Source organism: Domibacillus aminovorans, assembly GCF_001643235.1.
Lineage (GTDB): Bacteria > Bacillota > Bacilli > Bacillales > Domibacillaceae > Domibacillus > Domibacillus aminovorans.
The window spans coordinates 27,803-49,301 of sequence record NZ_LQWY01000016.1 but is presented as its reverse complement, the minus strand read 5'-3'; the positions used below and the strand labels follow the sequence as shown (position 1 = coordinate 49,301).

Here is a 21,499-nt window from a genome sequence, read left to right as displayed (position 1 = left end):
ACATTCACCAGGACATATGTAGCATGTATTTGGTGGAGACGGCGGGTGTCGAACCAGCCTCGCATTAAGTTGCTTAATATCAAGACTTTTAATGGTTCTCAGCTATTTTTATTTCTTACTAAATGCCTTATTAAATGCCATTGGCTCAAAAACAAGCTTGCTGGGGCATTTTTCGATATTTAATTTAAGCACCTTATTTTTATATTATGTTAATTTCACAGGAGTTGACTTTCGATATATTCTGCAGTCGTACTAAGCAAATTTTTAAAGTTACCATTTGCATATTCATAAACGTTATCATTTTCATCGATTACGATTAGCAAACCATCTATACCTAAATTTTGGATCACAACATACTTGTCTAAATCACCTTTAGCTAACTTACGCTCTTCAAGTGTTGATTCAACAACATTTAAATACCCTTCAACACCTAAACCAAAGATTTCGTCTGATCCATTTTCTAGAGAACCAAACTCAGCTAAAATAGTGCGGTAAGTTTCAGGAAATGTAACACCCAACTTTTGCTCCGCAGTCACTATTTCCTGTTCACTTGCGCCATTAAAAACCTCTGCATCACTTTCTTTAATCTTTTCAATAAACGACATTATACTTCTCCTCTTTCCGCTAAAATCTCTTCAGCCCTAGCCTTCCAATGTTGTTCTCTTTCTTTTTTAAACTCATTACGATCAATTTCTGAATCCTGTGTTTTATCATGTAAAATTCCATCATTACCTGGTCCACGATGTTCCGCTAGAGTTAACTCAGCTAATGGAGCATCATGTTTTTGACCAATATGATGAAGCTCGACAGGGTTCCCATCAATAAGGGGGGGCTTTCCATCAGACATTCTTTCTAAATTTGTTCGTCCACGCCCATCTATATCATCATAATTAATATCTGTTCTAGTCAAACACTCTCTTTCGTTGACTTCATTAGCTTCTACATTTGCTTGTTCATAAATCTCTTTTTCGGCATCAGAAACTTCGCTTAAACTTTCTTCAAGTGAAACATATTTCTTGTTTTCACTCTCTATAGAGGATAAGTCATATAACGGTGCATCTAAGTCGGCAAATATTTCATTCTCAAAAGTGATTTCTGCTTTTTCATCTATCGGGATTTCGACAGGTTGAATAATTTCTCTCATCTAATCCTCCCTCCTCTTACTGCCTCTATCCAAGCTTTATAAATTTCGATATTCTTTTTATCTTTTATAGAGCAGTCTCTCAACACACATTGTCTAATCGCAAGCTTAACTTCATCATCTAAATTTCTCGTATACTTATCGACATGCTCCATAAGTTCTTTATTCACAGTTTCAATGTTATTTAATTTAGCGAGCCGCTGAGATAAACTATCCTCAACCTCTAACAATTCTGCAACTATACTAGCAATAACATCGAAATGATCCTTGCTGATTAATTCATTTTCGTTTTGTAAATAATGGTTCATCTGCAGTTTTACTTTAGTTGATATGACTAATTGTTCTAATACTAGTTTTACATCTGTAGGATCAATTGCTTCAAAGTTTCTAATTCTACCATGCAATAAATACTTGCAAACTAAAGATATATTTTCTTTTTTAACAATTGATGACTCTTTTGATTCATTATACTCATACAACTTCGGAGTTTGAATGAAATGATTAATTTTGCATAATACAGGTTCTAACCAGTCATTTTGATAGACGGCAGCAACGCCCTTTGGCAGTTTAATTATTTCATCCAATTGTTGATCTTTTAAGCCGGCCGCTTTACCAACAAGACGACGATCACTCTCATCAGGTAACCGCATAATAATTTTTGTATTTGTATTACGAATAGCTGACATATCTAACATACTTGGAGATTGATCAACAATGATAAACCCTTCTCCGTATGTACGCATCTCAGCTATTGCATTTGAAAGCATCTCAACTGATTTCCCAACCATATTAGCACCTTCAGTTGATTGCTCTGTAGAAGTTTTTTTCAAAATATTATGGGCTTCTTCTAATACAGTTACATGCTTCAATGGTGAATTTAATTCTTCGCTATTTGCCATTCTATGCTCATTTAAACGCATTACCAGAATGCCCATTATAAGCGATTTTGTTTCTGATGAGCCAATACGGCTTAAATCTACAATTACATTCGAGTCAAATAACAAACTATTATCTAATTCTTCACCACAAAAGATTTGCCCGTTGATTCCATTCGTCAGTGACTTAACCCTTGTTACCAAAGAACCGATATAGTTCCCTTTTGTTTCAGCATCATATGCTGTCTGATTAATTACAACAGATAAGCTGTTTAGTAAATCTTTAAACGTTGGATAATAGTTTTCCGCTGAGTATAAATTAATCGAATTATCTAAATCCCAACCACATTCACTATAACAATGTATAATTGCTTCTTTTAAAATGGCTGGCATAGCCGCATACATTGGCCAACATACATTAAAGATTTCTACTAAACGATCAACATGCTCTAAAACATGTGTGTCCTCAGGAAATTTAAACGGATTAATTTTTAACAACTGATTTTTTTTAGGGTTTGTTCCTAAAACTGTTACATTACTGTTCGATCCAAAAATATGCTTATATTCGCCTTTAGCTGGCTCGATAACTAGAAACTTAATTCCTTGCATCTCTAATTGACTTAACAGTTCGTAAATAGTATTAGATTTCCCTGAACCAGTGGAACCTGTAATTAATGTATGCATACTCAAACTTTGCAAATCTAATTTCACGCGATTATTTAAAGATTTCCCCATATTAAATATTGCGCCTAAATTAATAAAGCGGCTGCTTTCATCTAAATGACTAATTACTTCTTGAGCAAATTCAATATGCTCAATTACTGGAAACCCGCTAACAGATTTTCGCGGCAAACTCATATGAATAGCCAATTCTTTTCCGCTCACTAAAGAAGTCGGAATAATAGGCAGTTCCATTCCTTTATTTTTATAAGTAAATGTAGGGTGCATAAAGTTCTGTATATATTTATTGATTTCCTTTATATCACGATCTTTATCGGACCAGCTTGAAATATTAGAAATTTCAACACCCGTATTTTCACCCTGCATTAACGATTTATACGTGGCAGCAGCAATATCTGCTGCATACGGTGTGTCTGACATAAAATAGGCTGCACACTCCCACATACCCAAACTTTCACATTCTTGCAAACGAATTAATTGTTGATCAATTCTTTGCAAATAATTTTGAATTGTTTTATTTTGACTTGTAAGCTGAATTGTTTCAGAGTTTCCTCTGCTAAAACCTTTTGCATCTGAATTACTTTCTGTTATTGTTTTTGTTTTAGCATTAGATGTGCCGTTTGTTTCTGCCTCACTTACATTATTACTTGCAGATACACCTTCTGTTTCAGATACAGTCTTATGGGTGGCTGCAGCCACAGCCCCTCCTAAAGCACCGCCCACTGCCATTCCCAACATCGTTCCTGCACCCGGTACCACGCTTCCTAAAATAGCACCAGCTGCTGCTAAACCTCCAGCTGCAACCTTACCTGCGCTACTTCCTGCAGTATTTTTTGAAGTTGCACTTGAAGTATTCTTGGTATTTGACTCACCAACCGTTTTAGTTGAAGAAGTACTGGTAGTATCTGTTTCCCCGGTACTATTCCCAAAAGTAAAAGTCTTTGTCTCATTAATAGAATCATTAATACCATATGACACCTGAGTAGATGCTAGAGGTGCTAACATGGAATAAATATTTTCATACTGCTTTCTAACTTCATTTAATTGCTGTGCATTAGCCGGGTTGGCTAAAATAACTCCTGTAAAGACCTCACCTTGCATACTAAAAGCTAATTTCTCAAGACCTTGAATAAAGGATGCATTGTTCTTTAAATTATCATCCTTGTAATTAGCAACACCTGTTACAATTGATACTGAACTTGACTCTTTTTTATTTAATAATTTTTCAATATCATCTTTTAAAATATTGTTTGTTTTAATGCCTGAAAAGTGCCCGTTCATTGCATTTTTTAACGTATCATATGATGTTTTTGTACTATTCGATTCATTCAAAGAGCGAATTCCCATGTAAAAATCCACACGTGTACCATCACTGTCAATCATAATAAATACCGAACTGTCTGTTACTGCTACAGCATTTAATACACTGGCTAATTTATACGTAGCATCTTCATCACGAGAATAGACAATTTCATTGATTTTAAACATCCGGACATTCTTCGCTAGATTTTTCTCAATTGCTTGACTGTTTAACGGAATAACATTCATATTTTCCAGTTTTGTAATGTAGTTTTTCAGTACTACATCATCAACAACTTCGAAAGCAGTTTCAAACTGCTGTTCGAAGCCCTCATATTGAGGAATCACTATACTTTGTTCCTTACTCTGACGTTGTAAATTTGCCATGATAGCACCTCTTTAGGAATGCAGATTCAATTATGATTTTTTCACCAAATAGTAGGTAACTCCTCCGATTACACATGAAGCAACGACTGCCGTTGTTGTAACTGTCACAATGCTTAATCCTTTGATCACTCCGAATAAGATAGATGCAGCTCCAACGCCAAGGCTCGCTATTAAAGTAGCCATAGATTGACTATCTGCATTTGTCGCCGATTCACGTCTTGTTTGAACACTCCCTTTAGGAGCTGAAGAGATAGAACCTTGCGAATACGCTGCTTGTTTTTTTCGAGCAATTTCATCCGCATATACATATGTTTGTACTTCTTTAATGTGTTCAATACGTTCCGCAGAAAAATTGTCAACTAAGTCTACTTTTATTGAACTAGCATATTCCTTATCCCAATTATCTTTTGATTCGAATTTTTCACCTTCATGTTTTTCAATAATATTAGGAAAATATTTCAATGCATAATCTAACATTTCCTTAAATTGATTGAATGTTAAATCCATAGTCAAACTGTTTTTTAACATGATTTTAACTTTTTCTATTTCTTTTGATTGGACTGCTACTTTAAATTGTTCAGAAATCACGAATGAACAACCTCCTCAATTTCAATAATATTATTTACTTTTTGTTCAATTCGCTCTAACCAAGCAAATTTCAATTTAGATTCTTGAATCAGCTGTTTAATTGTTTCAGCATCGGCCGTAAATGTTTCTAAATCGTGTAATTTATCACGTAACATTTGATCTACCGCCTCAAATTTCCGATGATAGTCAAATTTTAATTTTTTCATCTTATCTTTTACTTCATTCTCTGTTTGTTTAACTATTTTTCTGGAATATCCTTCTAAAAGCGCTTGAAATTCATCTGCAATCACTTGTGCTTTGATTTTTTCTTGGTTTTCGTATACATCTTCTATAATGTATTTAGGTTTCCAAAATTTCAGTCTCCCAAAGAAACCCTCCCGCTCTGGATTTTCATATGTTTCCGTGCCTACTTTGACACGTTCGGTAAATTTAGCTGCCTCTATAATTCGATTGCGCTCACCGTGCAAATCAATTTCTGCCGCAATTAATTCGAAAGGTTCAAAAATTAAATCTTCAGTATTCATACCCTCAACAAGCTTAACAATCTTTTCTTTGTATTCGTTCAATAATTTCATCGCTGTATCCACAAGCTGTTCATTCATAACTTTCTCTAAACCTGCGCTTAATTTTGCATTCGTTTGTTTAGAATGGTTCGTTAAATTATTAATAAAAGTATCTGCTTCTCCACGTGTAAAAACTTCATCAACATTATTCGTTAAAAATTTATCCATTGACTGTTGCTGCTCAGCTAAAAGCTTCTTCGACTCTTTTTTCACTTGCGGCATAACGTCAATTGTATCAATCTTCTTCTTAAATTTTTTTGCTTCATCACCTGAATTCAATTTTTCTTCAATTTGCTGAATTTGCATCTTTATTTGCTCGTGTCGCTCAGTATTTTCAGCTATTGCGTTTTTAGTTTGTTCAAATGCTTTAGAGCTTTCTAATTTTTTTTGGAATGTGTCTACAACGTTTTTAATCTTCGCAGTCCTGGCATACTTTTCTACGTATAATTTAATTGTTTCTTCAATCGCTGGGATACCACTGTGAATTAAAGCTGTATCCAAGTTCATAATGTCTCCATTGTCAGCTTTATCGTACTGCTCTTGAATTTTACGTCTAATACTTGGCGTTAGTGTAGCGTATTTTTCTAGATGCAGTTGTTCATTACGATTTAATTTACGAGCAGTCATTGAAATTTCATCTTCTAAATCCTCATCGATCTCATTTGGATTATTTAATAATTCTCGAATATCTAATGCTGCTAATGCTGCTGCCGGTAATATATTCGGTTCATGAATATCGCGATCCGCTAAATACTTTCTCACTTTTTCTAATGATACCTCTACATCATCGTCACCTTTGCGGAATTGATCTAACTTATTCACAACAAATAGATAACGATCTTTTGACTGTTTCCCTCCAACTTTCATACTGTTGGCCACAGCATCTAATAACTTAGAATCGTCATTCACTGCCAATTGAGTAGCATTTAATATGTAGAGTACTAATGCTTTGGACGACTCATCTAAATTTTTAAATGTAGTTTTTAAATGGTTTTCATCTCTTGAGTTATTTGGTCCTGGTGTGTCAATTAAAACTAAGGACATTTCATCAGTAGATGTAAATGGAATATCGCCCTCTAAGCAAATAGTTGAAACACTCTCATCTGCATTCAACTTTGCCATATTTTCTAATTTTACATCTGTAACACTCGTCACCTTATTTTCAAATTCATCATACGCTATAGCAAAAAACTCTTCGTCATCCGTATCTTTAATACGTGAGATAGTCGCTGTACAAGCCTCCTGGCTAGATGGCATAATCTTGCGTTGTAATAGTGAATTAATTAATGTCGATTTACCAGCACTCATCGTAGCTACGACTGTGATCTCAAATTCATCATTTAGCGCCTTGTTGAAAGCATCTTGTAAATCTTTCGTTTTCAGTTCTTCAATAGGCCCGTTGATAATTTCGTCAAAAACTTCTTCAATGGCTAATTCCATATAGGCAACTTCTTTGATTGGTAAATGCGTAAGTTCTATTTGAATTTCTTCATTTGATTTTTGAACAGCTTCTTGAACATCTTCAAAATCCATTTCAGTTCCCATAAAATCAAGTTTAAAATACTGTTCATTGCATTCTTCTTGCAAAAAAACAGGTATTTGTTCGACCCATTCCTGCAAACGTTTTTGTCCAACATTCAAAATACTATTTTCAGCTACTGATTCTCCATCTATTCTCACTGCTGTTTCTAACTTATATGGATTATATTTAATAAAAACGTTAGCCATGCTCAACTTCCTTTCTCACAATAAGTTCTTCCAACCCTAATATCCCACATCTTTTTAAAAGCTCTTGATCCTGAGAAGTAAAAACTTCCTTTGACCACTCTTGATAATGAGATAAGTCGTAGTGTTCTCTCTTAAACTTTCTTTTAAACAGTTGCAGTTCTTCTTCCTCTTCTTCATTAAATTCTTTATTCAATAATTCTTGTTTCATTAAAAAAGCTGCATAAGCAGATATTGGCTGTATTCTTGGATTAGCAAAGCCTAGTTCCTTTAAATGATGTTTTGTTTTCCTATAACTTTCTGGAATAGAATCTTGTGACTTTCTGTACTGATCAACTTTATTTATAACAAAAATAATTTTATCGTCATCAACGTGTTCTTTAATATACCTTAGATGCATTAAGTCATCATTCGTACCTAGATGATTCCCATTCATTACATATAACAAAATATCAAAATCATTAGATCGAATAAGTGATTCAGACACTTGTTTATGATCAGGGTCTGCTGATGAATTCACTCCCGGTGTATCAATAATTTCCCATAAATACGAATCTTCTCTATGGAACATTCTTGTACGTAATTTAAGATCATCACATTTAACTTCATGCATTACAGTAGCTATATTTTTTTGAAATTTCATTCTAATATTTTTATACTCAAATATTACTTGATTCTTTGTATTCGGATCTTCAATGATGGTAAATCGCTTAGCCGTACAGGATTCGTTCCTAGTAGCCATAATTTTATTTCCCACTAGTGCATTTACAAGAGTCGACTTCCCCGCACTCATTGTCGCTGTTACTAAAATCCGTTTCTTCATTTTATTTAACAAGGTTGTTTCAACCCTCTCTTTTTTCATATTCAAACGAACACTTAACGATTGTCCATTTTAAATTCGACTCTTTCAATTACATCTTTTTCTTTTGCAATATCTCTCAACGTTATAGGCCAAAAGCGAAGTCTAATTTAAAAGCCTATATACGGCTGTAAGAAATTTCACTGCAATTGTCTTCTACTTTTATTCTTTATGCTACTTACTACTGTTTCTGAAATTCACCTTTTTAAATGTTCTGATGATAACACCTCTACATTCTCCCCCTGACTCTGTAGCCACATCTTAATCCCCGCCCCAAACACCTCAGCCTCGAATGTGACACTATTTTCGTCCCGCCCGACAATTTTTGCAGTCGGGAGCCGGTCAAGTACGGCTTGGGAAGATGCTCCGGTGAAGCGGAATTTGACGTTAATAAGTTCACCGGCATGCATAAACTGTACACGTTTTCGGAATTCGCCTTCTTCAAAGCGATATGGTGTCTTGAAGTGTTCATTTGTAACGTTGCAGCTGGTGATACGATCGATCCGATAAATAGTTGGGAAGCTAAGCTCGCGCGTAGTCTGATAGGCGAGCAGATAAAAGTAATATTCGGAAAATAAGATCCCGACAGGCTTGAGTGTGCGTTCGCCTGCATTTTGTTCATTCTCTTTCTGATAGCAGATGTTGATAATCCTTTTCGTATGGACGGCTTCGGACAGCTTCCAGATGAGTGAGAACAGTGGTTTTCTGTGTTGCAGATCTACATACAGGTGTTTTTCGTTTCTCATTAACTTTTTGATAAAGTCTTGGTTAGCGGGCGAAGCGAGTACAGTCAGCTTATCGATCAAGCGATGCATGTCGGATTTTGGAAACGCACGCGATTCAATAAGGATCTTGACGATAGCGAGAACTTCCTCATTATGCAAATGGGTATTGTTTCCCTGTTGGAGCTTGTAGCCTTTTTGTTCCCTGTCGTAGTCCAGGTATTCATTTGGCACGTCTTTTTCAAGGAAGCTGCGAATGCTATCGAAATCACGCTGAATTGTTTTTTCCGTTACATTGAAATGCACCGCTTGCTCTGCTTTGTTCAGTACATGACCTTTTTGCAAACGGCTGTACATTTTTAAAATACGTTCTATTTGACTCATTTTTATTCCTCTTTTTTCATACTGTATAGAGACATTATAGCCAACTAGATGGACATATTGTGTACATATGTAAAAAAATCATGATTTTTTTCTTGATTCTATAGTAACAAAGACTATTTGTCGAATGCTGTCGAACAATGAGGGAAGAGAAGATTTAGTCAAAAAAAGAAGGGGTTATCACCCTTCTTAACATTTTCGTTTCCTAATGTTTGCTCTTATCTCCTAAGACATTATCTTATCTCCAGAGGTTTGTTTTCTGTGTGCCTTAATCTTTCTTCATTGGGTTTTTCAAATTCAGAAAAAGACAAAAAAGCGTCAACCTTGACTTCCATCAGGTTTGACACTTTTTATTTTTCTCAAAACATTTGCTCCCATAGTTGGCTCGCCTCATTTGCCCTGACGGTTCTGCGCCTGTTAGGCAGCAGCCATTCCTGCCGCTCAGTGAAGATAGTTACAGGACACTTTGGTTGGTAGCGTTGGTCGCAGAACCATTTTCTCGTCCTAACAACCAGGTCGACAGGACGGTTACTAATCGGCAGATCTTGTACTTTACGGGTATATCGGCTATGAGGTCGGGTGCTTGGCTGACAGCAGGAAGGACAGAGTACGGATTCATGGCTACTTTTAACAGTCAAGGTCATCACATCATGCGAATCATCTACGTGCAAAAGTTCCAAATGGGGTCAGGAGATGACCATAAAAAATGGTTCATCGGAACGCACTCCTTTTCCTTTATTATATCAGTCTAGCAATGAAAAAGCCCTTCACCAGCTTAACGTAAGAACCTTTTAACGTCGGAGATGACACTTGTCACCATGCCGAAAAAGATGAATGCTCCTGAAGAAGATGAAACCCTAAATTTTTATACAAAGGATCAACTTATCCACTTTCTAAAGTGTTTAGAACAAGAATATAATTTTAAGATATATTCTTTTTTTCGACTCTTAGCTTTTTCTGGCATTCGTAAAAGAGAAGCATTGGCATTGGCATTGACATGGAATGACGTAAATTTTAAAGAAAAGGAGATCCGTGTTAATAAGGCACTTGCTCGTGGGGAAAATAATCGGCTTTATGTTAAAACGACGAAAACGAAAGCCTCTGTACGAACAATTCAGATGGATGAGAAGACCATGGAGATTTTGCTGGAATGGAGAGCAAAACAAAAAATAGACTACTTCAAACTTGGTTTTAACACTCTGCAGCCCCAGCAACTTTTATTTAGCAATGCAAACAATGAATTGTTACAACCAACTAAAACGAGAAAATGGATTCTACAGATTCAAAAGAAATACAATTTAGAACTGATTACAACCCAGGGTCTTCGCCATACGCATTGCAGTTTATTTTTTGAGGCTGGTGCCACCATTAAAGAAGTGCAAGAGCGACTTGTACATAGTGACATCCAAACAACCATGAACATCTATGCCCATGTTACTGAAAAAGCAAAAGAAGAAGCTATACAAAGGTTTTCAGATTACATGAACTTTTAAACGAAAAACATATAAATTAAATGCCTTACTAAATGCTATTGGTTGATGCTCGTTGATATGATATGAAAAAGTGAAAATGAAAAAACCCTTGAATATCAAGGGTTTTGACACTGTTTGAAACTCCATAAATTTTAATTATGGAGACGGCGGGAGTCGAACCCGCGTCCAAAGATAACGGCACCTGAGCGTCTACGGGTGTAGCCGTACTATTTAGAGTCTCGCTGATCCATTTGCCGAACGGCAGGCCTTTGGATCAGCCAGTCTGATTGTTCTCTTCTGTCATCCCCAGACGGAGGAATCGAGCGTAGTCCGCTTAAAGTGGGCCCCTGATCCGACTGCACGGACAACAGCGGGAGGAGCACAGGCTAACCTAAATTTAATTAGGCAGCTTGTAGTTGTGTTTGTTGTTTGCCAGTTATTATAGGCAAGTGCGTTTTGACAGAGCCGACCCTCTGACCCGCAGCCCAGGCTCGAACTACCCCTGTCGAATCCGTAACGTCCCCCGGATTAAAGTTGTAGCTGATTGTTCTGCTTTTTTTGTGACATGATCTATTCTAACATAGAATTAATGGCTAATCAACCTTTTTGACGATCACGGAATACACGCTCAATATCTCGCTTCGCTTCTTTCTGCTTCAAGTCTTCACGTTTGTCGTATTTCTTTTTCCCTTTTGCAAGGCCGATCAGCATTTTTGCATAGCCGTCTTTCAAATAAATTTTAAGCGGTACGATTGAGTAACCTGCTTCTTTCGTTTCACCGATCAGCGTATTAATCTGCTTCCGATGCAAAAGTAGCTTCCGTGTACGGATTGGGTCATGGTTATGAATGTTTCCTTGCTCATACGGGCTAACGTGCATGTTGTGAACAAATAATTCGCCATTCCGGATGCGGGCGAATGAATCTTTTAAATTCACTCGTCCCGCACGGATTGCTTTAATTTCAGTCCCTAACAGCACCATGCCTGCTTCATATGTTTCTTCAATAAAATAGTCATGACGCGCTTTTTTATTTTGCGCAATCACTTTTCCTTCTCCTTTTGGCATTGGTTCGTTCCCCTCACTTTTTACTTCTGTTTCTTTTTCTTCGGTACACCTTCATAAAATTTACGTTTTTTCTTCTTTTTCACTGATGACTGTGTTGACCATTCGCCGCCGCTGCCTTTCATATCAGGACGCGCCGGTTTTTTCTCTGGTTTGATTTCTTTTCGTTCAGGCTGTTCTTTTTTGCCACGGCCGCGCGTTTTTTTCGAGCGGGCCATATCTTCACCCTTCGGACGCGGACGCTGTTTTTTCATACCGGCAATTTCAAAATCAACTGACTGTTCTTCTTTATTCACGTCACGAACACGTACTGTAATTTCATCACCGATACGGAAGACATTCCCAGTTCGCTCGCCGATCATCGCAAAATGACGTTCATCATACCGATAATAATCATCCGTCATGTAGGACACATGAACAAGTCCTTCAATTGTATTCTCAAGCGCCACAAACATCCCGAAATTCGTTACGGAACTAATAACGCCATCGTATTCTTCGCCAATTTTATCAAGCATGTACTCCGCTTTTTTCAGCTCATCTGTATCACGCTCGGCTTCAACCGCACGGCGTTCCATACTTGACGTATGATCCGCAATTTCCGAGAGCCTTGCATCCCATTTCTCCTTCGTTTGCTGCGTGAGATCCCCGTTAATTAAATACGTTCGGATGAGACGATGAACAATTAAATCCGGATAACGGCGGATTGGCGATGTGAAATGTGTGTAAAATTCCGTTGCCAGACCGAAATGGCCAAGGCTGTTCGGATTGTATTTTGCCTGTTGCATAGAACGAAGCATAACGGTTGAAATAACGGTTTCTTCCGGTGTCCCTTTTACACCTTCAATAATTGCTTGAAGCGCACGCGGGTGAACGGAATTAGCTGTTCCTTTTACATTCAAGCCGAAGTTTGTTAAAAACTCAAAAAAGCGCTGTAATTTATCTTCTTTCGGATCTTCATGAATACGGTAAATAAACGGCACGTCCATCCAGTGAAAATGCTCGGCGACCGTTTCATTGGCTGCCAGCATAAATTCTTCAATCAGTTTTTCGCCGACGGAACGCTCACGTATAATAACGTCCAGTGGATGTCCGTCTTCCTCTACAATCACTTTCGCTTCTTTAAAATCAAAGTCAATCGCACCACGGTCAGTCCGTTTTTGCCGCAAAATTGCTGCTAACTCTTCCATTCGTTCAAATAATGGTACGAGCGGCTCATACTTTGTACGCAGTTCTTCGTCTTTGTCTACCAAAATCGAGTTCACATCCGAGTACGTCATCCGCTCTGTCGTACGGATTACACTGTCGAAAATTTCATGGCTGACGACTTCGCCTGCTGCGTTAATTTCCATTTCACATGATAACGTCAATCGGTCCACTTGCGGATTTAATGAACAGATCCCGTTTGAAAGACGATGTGGGATCATCGGAATCACGCGGTCAACTAAGTACACACTTGTCCCTCGTTCATATCCTTCACGGTCAATTGGTGAATTTTCCGTTACGTAATGACTAACGTCGGCAATGTGAACACCGAGCTTGTAATTTCCATTGTTTAGTTTCGTTACAGTTACCGCATCATCGAGATCTTTCGCGTCAGCGCCGTCAATCGTCACGATGACTTCATCTCGAAGATCGCGCCGCCCTTTTAAATCCTTTTCATCGATTTGTTCTGGCACGCTATTTGCCTGTTCTAATACATCCTCCGGAAATTCCTGAGGCAATCCATGTTTATAAATAATCGACATAATGTCGACACCTGGATCATTTTTATGACCGATAATTTCCGTAACTTCCCCTTCAGCCGATTGTCTGCCTTCTGGCCAACGTGTAATATGGACAACAACTTTATGTCCATCAATCGCACCCGCTGTTTTCTCTTTCGGAATAAAAATATCAACGGAGAATTTTTTATCATCCGCTTCCACAAAACCAAAGCTTTTTTTGTCGATGAACGTCCCGACGATGTCTGTCTGGCCTCGCTCTAAAATACGGATGACTGTTCCTTCACGCCGCGTTCCACTTTGATCTTCTTTCGTCACTCTTACAAGTGCGATGTCGCCATTTAACGCCCCGTTTATTTCATGCGGTGGAATAAAGACGTCATCAACACCTTGCTCATCAGGAATCAAAAAAGCAAAACCTTTCGCATGACCGGAAATTTTCCCGCGCACAAGATTCATTTTCTCTGGCAACCCATACCGGTTCGCACGTGTTCTGACGACGAGGCCGCGTTCTTCCATATACACAAGTGACTTCACAAAGTCGCGGAAGCCGTCTGATCCTTCAATACCGAGTACTTCTTCCAGTTCCTGCACGGTGAGCGGCTTGTAAGATTCTTCTTTCATGTATGTCAACAAGCGGTCGACATTTTCTTGTATGTGCTGATCCATTTGGGAAATCCCTCCGTTTCGGTTTACACGGTCCAGTCAAGACGTTTAAGAAAGCTGAGTATGTCTTCATGCAGCTGCTCTTTTTCTTTATCCAGCGTAATGACGTGACCCGATTGTTCATACCATTTTATTTGCTTTTCATCTGTTTCCACACTGTCAAAAATGATATTTGCACTGTTCGTATCAATCATTTTATCCAGACGTGCCTGCACGATAAATGTGGGTGCGTAAATATGGTCGATGTGGTTCCGGACATCTTGAACTAAATCACGTAAAGCATTCAGCGTGGTCATTGGTGTTTGTTTAAACACCTCTATTTCTTCTTCAATGACTCCCTCTGATTTCCCTTCAAATTTCTTAAATCCGCGCGCGTACTCGACAACACCATTATACATGGTTGCCTCATCTTCCATCGACATTGGTGCACACATTGAAATAATACCCTTTATAGGTTTAGTATAACCGAGTTTAAGTGCAAAAACACCGCCGAGCGACAGCCCGCAGACGGCAATTTCTTCACAACCAATATCCAACAGATGATTGTAGCCATCAACGACGTCCTTCCACCAGTCTTCAGGGCCTGTTTTTACTAACTCTTCCGGTGGCACAGCGTGTCCTTTATAATGTGGCGCGTGTGATGTATATCCATTTTTCTCAAGAAAACGCCCGATCATGCGCACATCAGCAGAATTTCCCGTAAATCCGTGTAGCAAAAGAACCGCACGCTTTCCTGATTTAAATGTAAATGGTTTTGGTATGGAGAGTTTCATGTGAATGATTTCCTTTCTTTCCTTTAATAGATGGTTCAAAGGCTAAGAACACGACGTCCTGTCGCAACGCCTTTGTGACCCACATCGTGTGGGCCCGCAAAAAAAAGGCGATTCAGCTGAATCGCCTTTTTTATTACAAACCAAAATAAGAGAGCGCAATAGTCAAAACAAAAAACAGCACGGATAGTACAACGGTTAGACGATGAAACACAAGATCAATTCCGCGCACTTTTTGTTTACCAAATAACTGCTCCGCACCACCAGAAATCGCACCGGATAATCCTCCGCTTTTTCCTGACTGTAAAAGAACAACAGCAATGAGTGCGATTGAAACGATTACGAGCAGCACTAAAATCAACGTATGCATGTATTTACTTACCTCCATTAACGAACGTATTAATAATAAGTGTATTATATCACACATAGTTCTTCGTCAACTACCCCCACTAAACACTGATGCGTTTAGTGGGTACTTGTACCTATACAATATCGAAAATATCTAAGCAAAAAAGTCCGGGCGGCCGCCCGGACTTCCTGTTTACTCTTATTTTTTCAAATTGTAGAATGTGTCGTTTCCAAGGTACTCCGCAAGATCAGCTAGATTGTCTTCAATACGAAGAAGCTGATTGTATTTCGCCACACGGTCCGTACGTGACGGAGCACCTGTTTTAATTTGTCCAGCATTCGTTGCAACAGCGATGTCCGCAATCGTTGCATCTTCTGTTTCACCAGAACGGTGAGAGATAACTGCTGTATAGCCTGCACGTTTTGCCATTTCGATTGCATCGAATGTTTCAGTCAATGTACCGATTTGGTTTACTTTAATGAGGATTGAGTTACCTACACCATTTTCAATCCCTTCAGACAATTTTTTCGTATTTGTAACGAAAAGATCATCCCCAACAAGCTGTACGCGATCGCCAAGGCGTTCAGTCAGCAATTTGTGGCCTTCCCAGTCATTTTCATCCAAACCATCTTCAATTGAAATAATTGGATATTTGTTTGCCATTTCTTCATACCAGTCAACCATTTCAGCAGATGTTTTCACAACGCCTTCACCTGAAAGATGGTATTTACCATCTTCTTTGTTATAGAACTCAGAAGAGGCAGCATCCATAGCGAGTTTCACTTCTTCGCCTGGTTTGTAGCCCGCTCTTTCAATTGCTTCGATAATGGTTTGAAGAGCTTCTTCGTTTGAACCAAGGTTTGGCGCGAATCCACCTTCATCACCTACTGCTGTGTTCAAGCCTTTTTCCTGTAAAACAGCTTTCAAGTTGTGGAAAATTTCTGCACCCATACGAAGGGCTTCTTTAAATGTTGGCGCACCAACAGGCATAACCATGAATTCTTGAATGTCCACGTTGTTATCCGCATGTTCTCCGCCGTTAACAATGTTCATCATTGGAACTGGAAGCTGCTTGCCGTTTACACCGCCAAGGTATTCATAAAGGTATACGCCATGATAGTCTGCTGCTGCATGCGCAACGGCCATAGACACACCAAGAATGGCATTGGCGCCTAGTTTCCCTTTGTTTTCTGTACCATCAAGTTCAATCATCGCTTTATCGATGCCGATTTGATCTGTTACGACGAAGCTGCCTACGATTTCAGGAGCGATCGTTTCATTTACGTTTTTAACAGCTTGCTCAACGCCTTTTCCGAGGTAACGGCTTTTGTCGCCATCACGAAGTTCAACAGCTTCATATTCACCTGTTGATGCACCTGATGGAACGAGCGCACGTCCGAATGCACCGGACTCTGTATATACTTCTACTTCGATTGTTGGATTCCCACGTGAATCAAGTACTTCGCGTGCATATACGTCTGTAATTACTGGCATTATTTTTTCTCTCCTTTAATTTTCAATAATAGTTTTTCCGGTCATTTCAGCCGGTTGTTTAATGTTTAATAAATCAAGCATTGTCGGTGCTAAGTCACCTAAAATACCACCGCTTCGCAAAGTGACGCCTTCTTTCGTGACGATCACTGGCACTGGATTTGTTGTGTGAGCTGTCATTGGATTTCCTTCAATTGTCATAACTTCATCTGCATTTCCATGATCCGCTGTAATAATCGCTGTTCCGCCTTTTGACAAGATTAAGTCTACTATCCGGCCTAAACATTCATCAACCGTTTCAATTGCTTTAATTGTTGGCTCAAGCAATCCGGAATGACCAACCATATCCGGGTTCGCAAAGTTTAAAATGATCGCGTCCTGTTTGTCCCCTTCAATTTCCGCAAGCAACGCGTCCGTCACTTCATATGCGCTCATTTCTGGTTTCAAATCGTACGTTGCCACTTTCGGCGAATTGATCAAAATGCGTGTTTCACCTGGAAATTCATCTTCACGGCCACCGCTCATAAAGAACGTGACGTGTGGATATTTTTCCGTCTCCGCAATACGAAGCTGGCGGAGGTTATGTTTTGAAAGAACTTCACCAACTGTATTCGACAAATCCGTTTTATTATACGCAATAACACCTTTTACTGATTCGCTGTACGGTGTCATGCAAACAAAAAATAAATCTTTCGGCTGTTTATCGCCCCGGTTAAAATCATGGAACGTTTCGTTTGTAAATACATTAGCAAGCTGAATCGCACGGTCTGGACGGAAGTTAAAGAAAATGATCGCATCATTGTCTTTCACTTTCGCAACCGTTTCCCCGCTCTTTCCTTTAATAACAGTAGGTACAAAAAACTCATCGTTTATACCGGCCGCATAAGAAGCATCCACCGCTTCAATTGGATCTTCAAACATTGGCGCTTCATTGTAGGCAATTGCCTGATATACTTTTTCAACACGATCCCAGCGGTTATCGCGGTCCATCGCATAGTAGCGGCCTGAAATCGTTGCAAACTGACCGACACCGAGTTCATCCATTTTCGCCTGTACATCTTTAATATACCCTTTTGCTGTTTTTGGTCCAACGTCACGGCCATCTAAAAAGGCATGAACGTATACCTTTTCAACGTCTTGACGCTTCGCAAATTCAAGCAATGCTTTTAAATGTTCAATATGGCTATGTACGCCGCCATCTGAGAGCAAACCGAATAAGTGAAGAGCTGTGCCATGTTCTTTTGCATATGCCGCTGCTTGTAAAAACTGCTCATTATCAAAAAACTCACCATCGCGAATTGCAATGTTAATGCGTGTTAAGCTTTGATATACAACACGGCCAGCACCGATATTCAGATGGCCGACCTCCGAGTTGCCCATCTGGCCTTCCGGAAGACCGACTGCTTCACCGCTTGCTGTTAATTGCGCATGCGGAAATTGATTCCAGTAACGGTCGAAATTTGGTTTTTTCGCCTGTGCGACCGCATTTCCGCTCGTTTCTTCCCGGCAGGCAAACCCGTCGAGAATAATAAGCGCGACCGGTCCTTTAGCCATTGCTAACAGCCTCCAATAGTGCCAAGTAAGAAGCTGCATCCAAGCTTGCACCGCCAACAAGTGCTCCGTCAATATCCGGCTCTGCCATGTATTCAGCAATGTTTTCTGGTTTTACGCTGCCACCATATTGAATGCGGACTGAATCAGCAGACTTTTCTGAATAAAGACCACGGACTGTTTCACGAATATGTGCACATACTTCGTTTGCATCTTGCGCCGAAGAAGATTTACCTGTACCAATTGCCCAAATTGGCTCGTATGCAATAACCGTATTGCTTACTTGCTCTTCTGTTAAGCCTTCAAGAGCCGTTTTAATTTGGCCGGCTACGAAATCGTTCGTTTCGCCTGCTTCACGCTGGTCAAGCGTTTCACCACAACATACGATTGGAACTACACCGTGTTTAAATGCAGCACGTGCTTTTTTATTTACAGACTCGTCTGTTTCATTGAACATTTCACGACGCTCAGAGTGCCCAATAATCACATAAGAAACACCAAGATCTGCGAGTGCTTTCAAGCTTGTTTCGCCTGTGAATGCACCGCTTTCTTCAAAGTGTGCATTTTGCGCACTGATTTTCACATCTGTTCCTTCGACCGCTTCAACGAGCTGTCCTAAGAAAAGTGCTGGTGCACCGATAACACTGTCAACAGAAGCAGACGCTGGTATTTTCTCTTTTACACTATTTGCAAATTCAAGTGCCTCTTCCAATGTTTTATTCATTTTCCAATTTCCTGCAATGATCGGTTTACGCATGTAAAAAATCCCCCTTAAATTCTATGAATTATTTTTCGTCAATTGCCTCTACACCTGGAAGTTTTTTTCCTTCCATAAACTCAAGGCTTGCCCCGCCACCTGTTGAAATATGACTCATTCTGTCTGCAAGAGCAAACTTTTCAACAGCTGCTGCTGAGTCGCCGCCGCCGATGATTGAATAGGCATCCGAATCTGCAAGCGCCTGCGCAACCCCTTTTGTACCTGTTGCAAACTTATCAATTTCAAATACGCCCATTGGACCATTCCAAATGACAAGTTTTGATTGTTGAATTGTTTCCTTGTAAAGTTCAATCGTTTTCGGACCGATATCAAGCGCCTCCCAGTCCGCTGGAATTTCATTAATCGGAACGACTTTCGTGTTCGCGTGTTCGCCAAAATCATCCGCGACTGTGACATCAACAGGCATTAAGAATTTCACGCCTTTTTCTTCAGCTTTTTTCATGAATTGTCTCGCAAGATCCAGTTTATCTTCTTCAAGAAGTGATTTACCAACTTCATGTCCTTGCGCTTTTACGAATGTATACGCAAGTCCGCCGCCAATAATCAAGTTGTCCACTTTATCAAGTAAATGATCGATGACGCCGATTTTGTCTTTTACTTTCGCCCCGCCGATAATCGCTGTGAACGGACGCTCCGGATTAGATAACGCTTTACCGAGGACATCCAATTCTTTTTGTACTAAAAAACCGGTTGCAGACGGCAAATATTTCGCGATTCCTTCTGTTGATGCATGCGCGCGGTGAGCCGCACCAAATGCATCATTGACATATACATCAGCAAGTTCAGCAAACTGCTTCGCAAGCTCATCGTCGTTCTTTTCTTCTCCTTTGTAGAAACGGACGTTTTCAAGAAGAAGAACATCGCCCTCGTTCAAACTTGAAATAGCTTCTTTTACACTGTCGCCATATGCCTCATCTGTTTTTGTAACCGGTTGCCCGAGCAATTCTTCCAGACGTTTGCCAGCAGCTGTAAGACGCATTTCTTCATTTACTTCACCTTTTGGACGGCCAAGGTGGCTTGCTAAAATCACTTTTGCGCCTTTCTCTGACAAATATTGAATCGTTGGAAGGGCAGCACGAATACGTGTATCATCCGTCACTTCGCCGTCTTTCATCGGCACATTAAAATCAACGCGGCAAAAGACACGCTTTCCTTTCAGATCCAGATCTTTAATCGTTTTCTTGTTCATTAAAAAGACCTCCAGTTGTAATTAAAAGCGTAAGCAAGGGTTTGTTTAAATAAAAACGGGGAGCAGGGATTGTACCCCTCTCCCCGTTTCCCTTCTTCATTATAGACGGCGAACTGTTATTTTCCAACTATTAGTCTAAAAAAAACAGCGTTTCTTTTCATTAAAGACCTTTTGAAGCGATGTATTGAGCAAGGTCTACTACGCGGTTAGAGTAGCCATTCTCATTATCGTACCAAGAAAGAACTTTCACCATGTTGCCTTCTATAACCATAGTAGAAAGAGCATCGATTGTAGAAGAAGCAGTAGTGCCGTTGTAATCAGAAGACACAAGCGGAAGTTCATTGTATGCTAAAATACCTTTCAAGTCGCCTTCAGATGCCGCTTTAAGGGCTTCATTTATTTGTTCAGCCGTAACGTCTGTTTTAAGTTCAGCGACAAGGTCAACAACAGATACGTTTGGTGTTGGAACACGCATAGACATACCATTTAGTTTACCTTTCAATTCAGGTATTACAAGAGCAACGGCTTTGGCTGCACCCGTTGTCGTTGGGATAACATTTACTGCTGCTCCGCGGGCACGACGGTAGTCAGCATGTGGCAAGTCTAGAACTTGTTGATCATTTGTGTACGAGTGAACAGTTGTCATCATTCCGCGTACGATACCAAACTTGTCATTTAATACTTTTGCAAATGGAGCAAGGCCGTTTGTTGTACAAGATGCATTTGAAACAACATCATGGTTTGCTGCATCGTATTTATCTTCATTCACACCCATAACAATTGTAATATCTTCATCTGATGCCGGAGCAGAGATAATGACTTTTTTAGCGCCGCCTTCAAGATGTTTCGCAGCGTCTGCACGTTTTGTAAAACGGCCAGTTGATTCTACAACGATGTCAGCTCCAGCTGCACCCCAAGGAATTTTCGCAGGTTCACGTTCAGCTGTAACTTTTACACGTTCTCCGTTTACAACGATTGTGTCGCCGTCAACTGTTACGTCTGCATCAAGAGTTCCATGTACTGTATCGTATTTTAAAAGATGTGCAAGCATGTTTGCATCTGTAAGGTCATTGATTGCTACTACTTCTACTTCCGGGTTTTTAAGAGCTGCGCGAAAAACAACACGTCCAATACGTCCAAAGCCATTAATACCAATTTTTACTGTCATGAGTGAGTTCCTCCTAAAATTTGTTTATCAAACCGTTAGCAACTTTTAATTGCCGGTTGTT

18 protein-coding genes and 1 other RNA gene are annotated in these 21,499 nt (G+C 39.5%); 1 reads left to right on the top strand and 18 read right to left on the bottom strand.

What is annotated here, in order from left to right:
• Window positions 1-215: 215 nt before the first annotated feature.
• From AWH49_RS07530 to AWH49_RS21215, 8 genes are all read right to left on the bottom strand, one after another.
• Window positions 216-605: an SMI1/KNR4 family protein gene (locus tag AWH49_RS07530; protein ID WP_063965188.1), complete on the bottom strand. Its 390-nt coding sequence runs from the start codon at window positions 603-605 to the stop codon at window positions 216-218.
• Entirely contained in the window at window positions 605-1,144 is a 540-nt protein-coding gene (locus AWH49_RS07525; protein WP_063965187.1) for an HNH/ENDO VII family nuclease, read from the bottom strand. The genes AWH49_RS07530 and AWH49_RS07525 overlap by 1 nt, the downstream gene beginning before the upstream one ends.
• Window positions 1,141-4,383 carry an ATP-binding protein gene (locus tag AWH49_RS07520; protein ID WP_082862716.1) on the bottom strand — a complete coding sequence of 1,081 codons (3,243 nt, stop codon included), beginning with the start codon at window positions 4,381-4,383 and terminating at the stop codon, window positions 1,141-1,143. Before AWH49_RS07520 ends, AWH49_RS07525 begins: the two co-directional genes overlap by 4 nt.
• A 30-nt stretch (window positions 4,384-4,413) precedes the next feature.
• Window positions 4,414-4,971 carry a hypothetical protein gene (locus AWH49_RS07515; protein ID WP_063965186.1) on the bottom strand — a complete coding sequence of 186 codons (558 nt, stop codon included), beginning with the start codon at window positions 4,969-4,971 and terminating at the stop codon, window positions 4,414-4,416.
• On the bottom strand, window positions 4,968-7,262 hold the full coding sequence (locus AWH49_RS07510; protein WP_063965185.1) for a dynamin family protein: 2,295 nt from the start codon (window positions 7,260-7,262) through the stop codon (window positions 4,968-4,970). Before AWH49_RS07510 ends, AWH49_RS07515 begins: the two co-directional genes overlap by 4 nt.
• Entirely contained in the window at window positions 7,255-8,121 is an 867-nt protein-coding gene (locus AWH49_RS07505) for a dynamin family protein (protein ID WP_063965184.1), read from the bottom strand. Before AWH49_RS07505 ends, AWH49_RS07510 begins: the two co-directional genes overlap by 8 nt.
• Window positions 8,122-8,315: 194 nt before the next feature.
• The gene (locus AWH49_RS07500) at window positions 8,316-9,224 is read right to left on the bottom strand and encodes a helix-turn-helix transcriptional regulator (RefSeq protein WP_063965183.1); all 909 of its coding nucleotides are present in this window, start codon (window positions 9,222-9,224) and stop codon (window positions 8,316-8,318) included.
• Window positions 9,225-9,580: 356 nt separating this feature from the next.
• Window positions 9,581-9,865, bottom strand: a complete 285-nt coding sequence (locus tag AWH49_RS21215) for a transposase family protein (RefSeq protein ID WP_169815981.1) — start codon at window positions 9,863-9,865, stop codon at window positions 9,581-9,583.
• Between the two features lie 174 nt (window positions 9,866-10,039).
• Between AWH49_RS21215 and AWH49_RS07495 the strand changes: the two genes are divergently transcribed.
• Entirely contained in the window at window positions 10,040-10,714 is a 675-nt protein-coding gene (locus tag AWH49_RS07495; RefSeq protein WP_063965182.1) for a site-specific integrase, read from the top strand.
• A 135-nt stretch (window positions 10,715-10,849) separates the two neighbouring features.
• Here AWH49_RS07495 and ssrA read toward each other — a convergent pair.
• From ssrA to gap, 10 genes are all read right to left on the bottom strand, one after another.
• Window positions 10,850-11,217, bottom strand: a transfer-messenger RNA (tmRNA) gene (ssrA, locus tag AWH49_RS07490).
• Between the two features lie 73 nt (window positions 11,218-11,290).
• Entirely contained in the window at window positions 11,291-11,758 is a 468-nt protein-coding gene (gene smpB, locus AWH49_RS07485) for an SsrA-binding protein SmpB (protein WP_018394513.1), read from the bottom strand.
• 20 nt (window positions 11,759-11,778) lie between these two features.
• Entirely contained in the window at window positions 11,779-14,145 is a 2,367-nt protein-coding gene (rnr, locus tag AWH49_RS07480; protein WP_063965181.1) for a ribonuclease R, read from the bottom strand.
• 23 nt (window positions 14,146-14,168) lie between these two features.
• Complete coding sequence (locus tag AWH49_RS07475; RefSeq protein WP_063965180.1) at window positions 14,169-14,915, bottom strand: alpha/beta hydrolase; 747 nt, start codon at window positions 14,913-14,915, stop codon at window positions 14,169-14,171.
• A 133-nt stretch (window positions 14,916-15,048) separates the two neighbouring features.
• On the bottom strand, window positions 15,049-15,282 hold the full coding sequence (gene secG, locus AWH49_RS07470; protein WP_018394517.1) for a preprotein translocase subunit SecG: 234 nt from the start codon (window positions 15,280-15,282) through the stop codon (window positions 15,049-15,051).
• A gap of 177 nt (window positions 15,283-15,459) precedes the next feature.
• Entirely contained in the window at window positions 15,460-16,755 is a 1,296-nt protein-coding gene (gene eno / locus AWH49_RS07465) for a phosphopyruvate hydratase (RefSeq protein ID WP_034286578.1), read from the bottom strand.
• A 15-nt stretch (window positions 16,756-16,770) separates the two neighbouring features.
• The gene (gene gpmI / locus AWH49_RS07460) at window positions 16,771-18,306 is read right to left on the bottom strand and encodes a 2,3-bisphosphoglycerate-independent phosphoglycerate mutase (RefSeq protein ID WP_063965179.1); all 1,536 of its coding nucleotides are present in this window, start codon (window positions 18,304-18,306) and stop codon (window positions 16,771-16,773) included.
• Complete coding sequence (gene tpiA, locus AWH49_RS07455) at window positions 18,299-19,060, bottom strand: triose-phosphate isomerase (RefSeq protein WP_063965178.1); 762 nt, start codon at window positions 19,058-19,060, stop codon at window positions 18,299-18,301. The genes gpmI and tpiA overlap by 8 nt, the downstream gene beginning before the upstream one ends.
• A gap of 28 nt (window positions 19,061-19,088) precedes the next feature.
• Window positions 19,089-20,270 carry a phosphoglycerate kinase gene (locus tag AWH49_RS07450; protein ID WP_063965177.1) on the bottom strand — a complete coding sequence of 394 codons (1,182 nt, stop codon included), beginning with the start codon at window positions 20,268-20,270 and terminating at the stop codon, window positions 19,089-19,091.
• Between the two features lie 160 nt (window positions 20,271-20,430).
• On the bottom strand, window positions 20,431-21,438 hold the full coding sequence (gap, locus tag AWH49_RS07445) for a type I glyceraldehyde-3-phosphate dehydrogenase (protein ID WP_018394522.1): 1,008 nt from the start codon (window positions 21,436-21,438) through the stop codon (window positions 20,431-20,433).
• Between the last annotated feature and the right edge of the window lie 61 nt (window positions 21,439-21,499).